Source organism: Saccharomonospora halophila 8, assembly GCF_000383775.1.
GTDB classification, from domain to species: domain Bacteria; phylum Actinomycetota; class Actinomycetes; order Mycobacteriales; family Pseudonocardiaceae; genus Saccharomonospora; species Saccharomonospora halophila.
On sequence record NZ_KB912557.1, the window covers coordinates 3,696 to 12,359 of the forward strand.

The 8,664-nt window shown below is 71.7% G+C and carries 8 protein-coding genes; 4 read left to right on the forward strand and 4 right to left on the reverse strand.

The features are described from left to right. Positions 1-81: 81 nt before the first annotated feature. Both uvrA and SACHA_RS0112425 read right to left on the reverse strand, forming a co-directional pair. Entirely contained in the window at positions 82-2,940 is a 2,859-nt protein-coding gene (uvrA, locus tag SACHA_RS0112415; protein ID WP_019810146.1) for an excinuclease ABC subunit UvrA, read from the reverse strand. Positions 2,941-3,085: 145 nt separating this feature from the next. Then, a complete protein-coding gene (locus tag SACHA_RS0112425; RefSeq protein ID WP_019810150.1) occupies positions 3,086-4,216 on the reverse strand; it encodes an acyltransferase family protein in 1,131 nt (376 codons plus the stop codon). 264 nt (positions 4,217-4,480) lie between these two features. Between SACHA_RS0112425 and SACHA_RS0112430 the strand changes: the two genes are divergently transcribed. Further along, the gene (locus SACHA_RS0112430) at positions 4,481-5,158 is read left to right on the forward strand and encodes an MBL fold metallo-hydrolase (RefSeq protein WP_019810152.1); all 678 of its coding nucleotides are present in this window, start codon (positions 4,481-4,483) and stop codon (positions 5,156-5,158) included. Next, complete coding sequence (locus tag SACHA_RS21875; protein WP_019810154.1) at positions 5,137-5,628, forward strand: DUF4440 domain-containing protein; 492 nt, start codon at positions 5,137-5,139, stop codon at positions 5,626-5,628. The genes SACHA_RS0112430 and SACHA_RS21875 overlap by 22 nt, the downstream gene beginning before the upstream one ends. 114 nt (positions 5,629-5,742) lie before the next feature. Here the strand turns inward: SACHA_RS21875 and SACHA_RS0112440 are convergent, their stop codons facing one another. Beyond that, complete coding sequence (locus SACHA_RS0112440) at positions 5,743-6,144, reverse strand: NUDIX hydrolase (RefSeq protein WP_028663131.1); 402 nt, start codon at positions 6,142-6,144, stop codon at positions 5,743-5,745. Between the two features lie 227 nt (positions 6,145-6,371). Between SACHA_RS0112440 and SACHA_RS0112445 the strand changes: the two genes are divergently transcribed. Continuing rightward, positions 6,372-6,959, forward strand: coding sequence for a helix-turn-helix domain-containing protein (locus SACHA_RS0112445; protein ID WP_019810158.1), 588 nt, complete (start codon positions 6,372-6,374; stop codon positions 6,957-6,959). Positions 6,960-6,992: 33 nt separating this feature from the next. Continuing rightward, positions 6,993-7,646, forward strand: coding sequence for an RES family NAD+ phosphorylase (locus SACHA_RS0112450; RefSeq protein WP_019810160.1), 654 nt, complete (start codon positions 6,993-6,995; stop codon positions 7,644-7,646). Positions 7,647-7,679: 33 nt separating this feature from the next. On the opposite strand, the gene SACHA_RS21880 is transcribed toward SACHA_RS0112450, so the two are convergent. Beyond that, positions 7,680-8,664: alpha/beta hydrolase family protein (locus tag SACHA_RS21880; protein WP_157601689.1), on the reverse strand; the 985-nt coding region annotated here is incomplete at its 5' end.

The window sequence follows — 8,664 nt, forward strand, 5'->3', positions numbered from 1 at the left end:
GTGCCGTGCTCTGCCGTGCCGTGCGCTGCCGTGCCGTCGGCGTACCCGGCGACCGACCGCGCCGCGCAGGCCGTGGCCGGGTCAGTCGCCGAGTACGGGTGCGAGGAACCGGCCGGTGTAGCTGTCCCCGATGGCGGCGACCTGCTCCGGTGTCCCCTCGGCGACGACCGTGCCCCCGCCGGAACCGCCCTCCGGTCCCATGTCGATGATCCAGTCGGAGGTCTTGACGACGTCGAGGTTGTGCTCGATGACCACGACGGTGTTGCCCTTGTCCACCAGACCGTTGACCACGCCGAGCAGCTTGCGGATGTCGTCGAAATGCAGGCCGGTGGTGGGCTCGTCGAGGACGTAGACGGTCTTGCCCGTGGAGCGCTTCTGCAGCTCGCTGGCGAGCTTGACGCGCTGGGCCTCCCCCCCGGACAGGGTCGGCGCGGGCTGACCGAGCCGCACGTAGCCGAGCCCCACGTCGACCAGCGTCTGCAGGTGCCGGTGGATGGCCTTGATCGGCTCGAAGAACTCGGCGGCCTCGGTGATGGGCATGTCCAGCACGTCGGCGACCGTCTTGCCCTTGTAGTGCACCTCCAGGGTCTCCCGGTTGTACCGGGCGCCCTTGCACACCTCGCACGGCACGTAGACGTCCGGCAGGAAGTTCATCTCGATGCGGATCGTGCCGTCACCCGCGCAGGCCTCACACCGGCCGCCCTTGACGTTGAACGAGAACCGGCCCGGCTGGTATCCGCGCACCTTCGCCTCGGTGGTGGCCGCGAACAGCTTGCGCACGTGGTCCCACACGCCGGTGTAGGTGGCCGGATTGGACCGGGGCGTGCGGCCGATCGGCGACTGGTCGACCTGGACGAGCTTGTCGACGTGCTGGACCCCGCGCACACGGGTGTGCCGCCCCGGCACCTGACGCGCGCTGTTCACCTTGTTCGCCAGCGTCACCGCGAGGATGTCGTTGACCAGGGTGGACTTGCCCGAGCCGGAGACCCCGGTCACCGAGATCAGACAGCCGAGCGGGAACGACACGTCGATGTTGCGCAGATTGTTCTCCCGCGCCCCCACGACGGTGACCTGGCGCTTGCGATCGGCGGGCCTGCGCAGGTCGGGCACCGGGATCTCCCGCCTGCGGGCGAGGTAGTCACCGGTGAGCGAGTCGTGGTTGGCCTCCAGTTCGCCGACCGGCCCGCTGTGCACGATGTGCCCGCCGTGTTCCCCCGCGCCGGGCCCGATGTCGACCACCCAGTCGGCGGACCGGACGGTGTCCTCGTCGTGTTCGACGACGATCAGCGTGTTGCCCAGGTCACGCAGCCGGCTGAGGGTCTCGATCAGCCGGTGGTTGTCCCGCTGGTGCAGCCCGATCGACGGCTCGTCGAGCACGTACAGCACCCCCACGAGCCCGGAGCCGATCTGCGTGGCCAGCCGGATGCGCTGGGCCTCCCCACCGGAGAGGGTGCCCGCCGCGCGATCGAGCGAGAGGTAGTCGAGCCCGACGTCGAGCAGGAAGTGCAGCCGGGCCTGGATCTCCTTCAGCACCGCGCCGGCGATCATCTCCTCCCGCTGCCCGAGCACCAGCCCGTCGAGGAACTCCGACGACTCGGCCACCGACAACGCGCAGACCTCGGCGATCGAACGGTGTCCGTGCTCGGCGTGCTCCAGGGTCACCGCCAGGATCTCGGGTTTGAGCCGGGCGCCACGGCAGGCCGGGCACGGCACCTCGCGCATGTAACCCTCGTAGCGCTCGCGTGCCCAGTCCGAGTCGGTCTGCTCGTGCCGCCGCTCCAGGAACGGGATGATGCCCTCGAACGTGGCGTAGTAGGAACGCTGCCTGCCGTAGCGATTGCGGTAGCGGACGTGGACCTGCTCGTCGACACCGTGCAACACCGCCTTCTGGGCCTTGGCCGGGAGCTTGCGCCACGGGGTGTCCATCCGGAACCCGACCGTGCCCGCCAGCGACTCCAGCAGGCGCTGGAAGTAGTCGGCGCTCTGCCCGCCCGCCCACGGCGCGATCGCGCCGTCGGACAGGGGGAGATCCTCGTCCGGGACCACCAGCTCGGGGTCGACCTCCTTGCGGACGCCGATGCCGGTGCACACCGGACAGGCCCCGTAGGGCGAGTTGAACGAGAACGACCGCGGTTCGAGGTCCTCGATCTCCAGCGGGTGACCGTTCGGGCAGGCGAGGTTCTCGGAGAAGCCGCGCCTGCGGTGCGGGTCGTCCTCGGGGAGATCGACGAACTCCAGCTCCACGAGACCGTCGGCCAGCCGCAGCGCGGTCTCCACCGAGTCGGTGAGCCGCTGCTTCGCGCTCGGCTTCACCGTGAGGCGGTCGACGACCACGCCGATGTCGTGCTTCTCCTGCTTCTTCAGCTTCGGGGGCTCGCTCAGCGGATACACGGTGCCGTCGACGCGCACCCGAGCGAAGCCCTGCTGTTGGAGATTGGCGAACAGGTCGACGTACTCGCCCTTGCGCCCCCGCACGACCGGAGCGAGCACCTGGAACCGGGTGCGCTCCTCCATGTCGAGCACCTGGTCGACGATCTGCTGCGGGGTCTGTTTGCTGATGGGTTCGCCGCACTGGGGGCAGTGCGGCGAACCGGCGCGGGCGTAGAGCAGGCGGAGGTAGTCGTAGACCTCCGTGATCGTCCCGACGGTCGAGCGGGGGTTGCGCGAGGTCGACTTCTGGTCGATCGACACCGCCGGGGACAGGCCCTCGATGAACTCGACGTCCGGCTTGTCCATCTGGCCGAGGAACTGCCGCGCGTAGGCCGACAGCGACTCCACGTATCGCCGCTGCCCCTCGGCGAAGATGGTGTCGAACGCGAGGCTCGATTTCCCCGACCCGGACAGGCCGGTGAACACGATCAGACTGTCCCGGGGCAGGTCGATGTCGACGCCGCGCAGATTGTGCTCGCGGGCGCCCCGAATCACGAGGTGGTCAGCCACCCGAAGTCCCTTTCGACTGGTGTGTCAACGCCGTGCCGGACACGGCCGCGTTCACCGTCGGTCGCCCCACACGGCCGTGCCCGGCACGGCGGTGTCGGGCACGGTGGCGGTCACGGTGGTGCGCCGTCGGTCGGCGGTGACCATGTTAGGCGGCACCACCGACAGAACCGGCCCGCGCGGTGTCCTCCCGGCCCCTTCCCGCGGCACGCGGCCGGGTCAGCGCGCGGTACGCCGGCCGTTCGACGAGCACGGTGAGCAGCCAGGCCGCGACGACCGCGGCCGCGACCACCACGGTCAAGCGTAACCACCACGGGGTCACCCCCGCCTCCACCAGCGCCCGGGTCAGCAGGTAACCGAGCTGCTGATGGACCAGGTAGAGACAGTAGCTGATCCCCGCGAGCCACCCCACGGGCCGCCGGAGCCACCGGAGCACGGGAAAGTCCCAGTCGCGCCCGCGTGCGGCGAGACACAGGCCCACGAGCATGACCGTGAAGCACACCAGCACCGCGACGGCCGGGGTCCCCGGCCGGAACGACTGGATCACCACGGCCGTTCCGAGCAGGAACACCAGGTGGGTCGTCGACAGCCGGCGCTGCTGCCACAACCAGATGGCGGCACCCGCCGCGAACAGGTAGGCGCGGTACAGCCCGGACGCGGTGGGCAGATGCGGCAGGATCAGCCCCAGCACGACCGAACCGGCCGAGGCCACCAGCACCACCCACAGGACGGCGGCCGCGCCGACGACGCGGTGCAGTTTCCACCGCCACAGCACCGCCGCCGCCGCGAACGCGGTGACCTGGAGCGGCAGCGTCCAGTACGAGCCGTCCAGGAACGTGTCGGGCATCCACTCGTGCACCAGGAGGGCATGCGTCAGCAGGTCCTCGAGGTCGGGCACGTGCCATGCGGGCGGCGCGTCGGCGACGGGCTCGGCGGGTCGCACCGGGTCGCCGAAGAGGAACCCGAGCACCCCGTCGCGGTGCTGCCAGCCGTTGAACGGCACCACCACGGCCCGGGTGATCGTGTAGACCGCGAGCACCGCCACCAGGTAGGCGGGCAGCAGCCGGGCGAGGCGTGCGCGGAACCAGCGTCCGGCCGCACCGCGCCGCAGGGTCGGGCCGACGAAGTACCCGGACAGCACCAGCAGGGTGATCGTGCCGAACGGGAGCACGATCTGCACGGGGTAGGGCTCGATCCCGGGGAGGGTGGAGGCCAGCCCGGTGAGGTGGCCCGCCATCACGAACAGGATCGCCACCACCCGGATGAGGTCCCAGCTCATCCGGCGCGGGGCGGGCGGGCGCCGCGCGGTGGTGTCCGCCGGGGCCTTCGGCGGTGGCCCGGTGGGAGCCGGTGGTCCGGTCACCGGAGGCGCCTCACGCGAGGCCGGTCCCGGCGTGGCGCCTGCCGACACACCCGTGTCCGCGGTCGTGGCCATGAGTCCCCCCAGCACTCGACGGTCACCTCACAGGATGGCTCCAGCACGGTAGCGCCGTGCTGTCGTGTCGGGTCGAGCAGGGTCGGCCCGGCTACTACCGTGTGCACGGTGAACGTCACCGAGCACTACACCGGCCATGTCGAACCGAACGGGGACGCCGCGCGGCGGGTCCTCGAGGAACTGACCATCACGAAGCTGTCGGTCGGCCCGATGGACAACAACGCCTACCTGCTGGTCTGCCGTGCGACCGGGGAGGCGTTGCTGATCGACGCGGCGAACGACTCGGACCGCCTCTCCGACCTCGTCGGCCACGGGCCGGACCGTCCGTCCCTGCGGACCGTGGTCACCACGCACCAGCACCCCGACCACTGGCAGGCGCTCGGGGCGGTCGCCGGGGCGCACGGCGCGAACACCGTCGCGCACCCGGACGACGCCGAACCGCTGCCGGTGCCGCCGGACTTCCTGGTCGAGCACGGCGACACGGTCACGGTCGGCGAGTGCACGCTGGAGGTCCTCCACCTCCGCGGACACACCCCGGGCTCCATCGCCCTGCTGTACCGGGACCCGGCCGGGCACCCGCACCTGTTCACCGGCGACTCGCTGTTCCCCGGCGGAGTGGGCAAAACGAACTCCCCGGAGGAGTTCACCTCGCTGCTCGACGACGTCGAACAGCGGGTCTTCGCGGCGCTGCCCGACGACACCTGGTTCTACCCCGGCCACGGCGACGACTCGACCCTCGGCGCGGAACGTCCGAAGCTCGGCGAGTGGCGGGAACGGGGCTGGTGAGCGGGCCGGTCCCGGCCGAAACGGTCGCGTCCGAGGTCCGCACCCACCACGAGCGACTCGCCCGCTGGCTCAACGGGTCGGATCCGGAGGCGCTCACGGCCTTCCGCGCGTCCCACACCGCCGACTTCACCCTGGTGTCGACCGCGGGCGAGGTGGTGCCGGGGCCCCGGCTCCTCGACGGACTGGCGGCCGCCCACGGCACCCGGCCCACGCTGCGGATCACGGTGCACGACGTGTGGACGGTGCACGCGACCCGGGACACCGTTCTGGTCCGCTTCACGGAACGGCACGAGGACGACGGTCGGGTCGACGTACGGATCGTCAGCGCCCTGCTGTGCGCCGTCGCACCGGACGACGGTGCACCCGACGGCAGCGGTGCACCGGACAGCAGCGGCGCACCGGACGGCAGCTCCGTACCCACGGGGACTCACCGGTGGAAATGGCGACACGTCCACGAGACGGCCGCCTGACCCGCCGGACCGACGATCCGCCGGTCCGCCCGGCGCTCGACGAGGCGGGAGGACCGCAGGCGGCCACCTTCGGCTGACCGGACCGACGGACGGAGCCACAGACGGCGTTGCCGGTCAGTCGATCTCACCGCGTTCGGCGAGCAGGTTCAGCACCCGGCGGCCCGCGGCGGGAATCCGGTCGGCGTCGGCCGTGCCGAACCACGCCAGCTCGACGACCTCCCCCCGCGGCGCGAGCCGGCCGTCGTGGTCGGCGGTGTAGGCGGTCATGTGCACCCGGCGCCCGTCGGTGTAGCCGTCCGCGGGCGCGTCCAGGTCGGCGAACCGGCGCAGGCTCGCCGCGTCGAGCCGGACGCCGAGCTCCTCGCGGACCTCCCGGGTGAGGCACCCGGCGTCGGTCTCCCCCGGCTCGCGTTTGCCGCCGGGGAGGTAGAACCTGCTCCGCCCCCCGGTCCGCACGAACAGCACCGTCCGTCCGCGCACCAGCACCCACGACACACTGTCGATCACACCGCTCACACCGGCCACGCTAGCCCGGTGGTTCCGGGGGCCGCCGTACGACCTTCGTCCCGCACGGCCGCGTCATCCTGGACGTCGATCACACATGACAGCAGACTGGTCACGGTGTGTAGAGACTCGGCGACCGCTCCTGTTCGGTCCTGTCGCATCGTGTCGCTTTTGGTGATTCGCGACACACCGGACCGGCGCGAGCGCACGAACCCGCACACCCGGGTTAGTCTGGGCGTATGACGACCGTGGCGCTGGAGACCGTGTTGGCCAAGGCGGGCCTCAATGTGCGGCCGACCGAGTTCCTGGCGCTGGTCGAGGACGCGGCGAAGCGGTTGACGCCGCCGAGCCCGAACCCGGCGCACTACTTCTCGACCGACCAGCGCGCGGCCCTGACCGACGTCGGGTTCGACCTGTCCGCCCGGCGCGACGACGAGAACGACTACCGGGCACGGACGGTCGCCGCCCACGCGGTGCTGGCCGAGTCCGCCCTGACCGTCGCGGACGCGGCGGCGAAGCTCGGCGTCGACGACAGCCGTGTCCGCCACCGGCTCAAGGAGCACCGTCTGACCGGCTGGAAATCGCAGGGCGGGTGGCGTCTGCCCGCCTGGCAGTTCACCGCCGACGGGGTTCTGCCCGGCCTCGACACCGTGCTGCGGGCGGTGCCCGGGGACCAGCCCGCGCTGGTGGTCGCCGCGTTCATGAGCACCCCGCAGTCCGATCTCGTGATCAACGGCAGGCGGGCCACGCCCCGCCAGTGGCTGTTGGCGGGTGGTGACCCCGAGCCGGTGGCCGCGCTCGCCGGTACGCTCGGTACCGCGTTCTGACCCGCGACACGCGAGATCGGTTAGTCACGTTCCATGGCAAGGCTGCCCCGGCCGCCGTCGAAGGCCGTACTGGCCAACGAGCTGCGTCCGACCGAGGACATCGTCGCCGTGCACCCCGCCACCCGGCTGGTCCGGGTCTACACCGCGCACGGCAACCACCCCCAGCAGTGGGACACCTTCCGCTACACGGGGCCGCTGCCGCACGGCCGGTTCGACCCGCAGCAGCCCCGGCACGGCGACATCGTCACCGACCGGAGCAACGGGGTTCTCTACTTCGGACTGTCGGTGCGGACGAGCGTGGCCGAGGTGTTCCAGACCACCTCGACGGTCGACCGCAAGACCCGTGGTCCCCACCTCGTGGTCGTCCGGCCCGCACGCACCCTGCGCCTGCTCGACCTGTGCGGGTTGTGGCCCACCCGGGTCGGCGCCTCCCAGGAGATCTCCAGTGGCCCGAAGAAGATCACCCAGGCCTGGGCCCGCGCGATCCGGGCGGCCTACCGTAGTCTCGACGGTGTCTGGTACCGCTCGTCGATGGATTCCGGGGAACCGGCCGTGTGCCTGTGGGACCCGCCCGCGGGCGGCTCGCTGCCCGACGCGCCGGACGTCCTGCTCCCGCTCGATCACCCCGGTCTCGACGTGCCGTTGAGCCGGGTGTGCGAGGAGCTCAACTACGTGATGCTGAACTGATCCGGACGCCCGGCCCGGCGGCGCGGGCCCGGTTCACGCCGCAGGCGATTCCTGCTCCACCGGCAGGTGCCGGTGCCACCAGTCGAGCACCGCCTCGAAGCGCTGCACCCGGTGCCGGGGCCTGCCCGACCGGGTCAGTTCGTGCCCCTCGCCGGGGAAGACGAGCAGTTCGGCCTCGGTGCCGTTGCACCGCAGGGCGACGAACATCCGTTGGGCCTGTTCGATCGGGCACCGCAGGTCCTGCTCCGAGTGCACGACCGCGAACGGCAGCGTGATCCGGTCGGCGTGGGTCAGGGGACTCGCGGCCCGCTGCCGTTCCGGGTCGGTGCCGAGGTACTCCCCGGCGAACCACCAGCCGATGTCGGAACTGCCGGTGAACGAGTCCCAGGCGTTGACGGCCCGTTCGCTCCACGCGGCGCGGAACCGTTCCCCGTGGTGGGCGGCGAGCCACCCGGTCATGAAGCCGCCGTAGGAACCACCCATCACCCCGACCCGGTCGGCGTCCGTGTCCGGACGGGTGAGGGCGGCATCGAGCAGCGCCAGCAGGTCGTCGGCGTCCACGGTGCCGAACCGCCCGAGGACGGCCCGCGCGTGTCCTTGCCCGTACCCGGCCGATCCGCGCGGATTGCCCAGGACCACCGCGTACCCGGCGGAGGCGTAGACCTGTGCCTCGTCGAACAGGCTCCACTCGTACTGGGCGAACGGTCCACCGTGGACGACGAGCAGCACCGGGTGCGGTCCCGGGCCGTCCGGCCGGACCAGCCAGCCGTGCACCGGGTACCCGTCCGGTGCGTGGGTGCTCAGTTCCTCGACCGGGCGCACCCCCGACGCACGCAGGGGCGCGGAGAAGTCGGTCAGCGTGGTTTCCGCCCCGTCGGGCCCGAGCACGGTCACCTCACCGGTGTCCGCCGGACCCGCGCGGACCACCGCGATCCGGGTCCCGTCGACGGCGAATCCGCGCACGGCGGCCCGGCCGCCGGAGAGCACGGGCAGCCCGGTCCGGTCCACGCCGTCACCG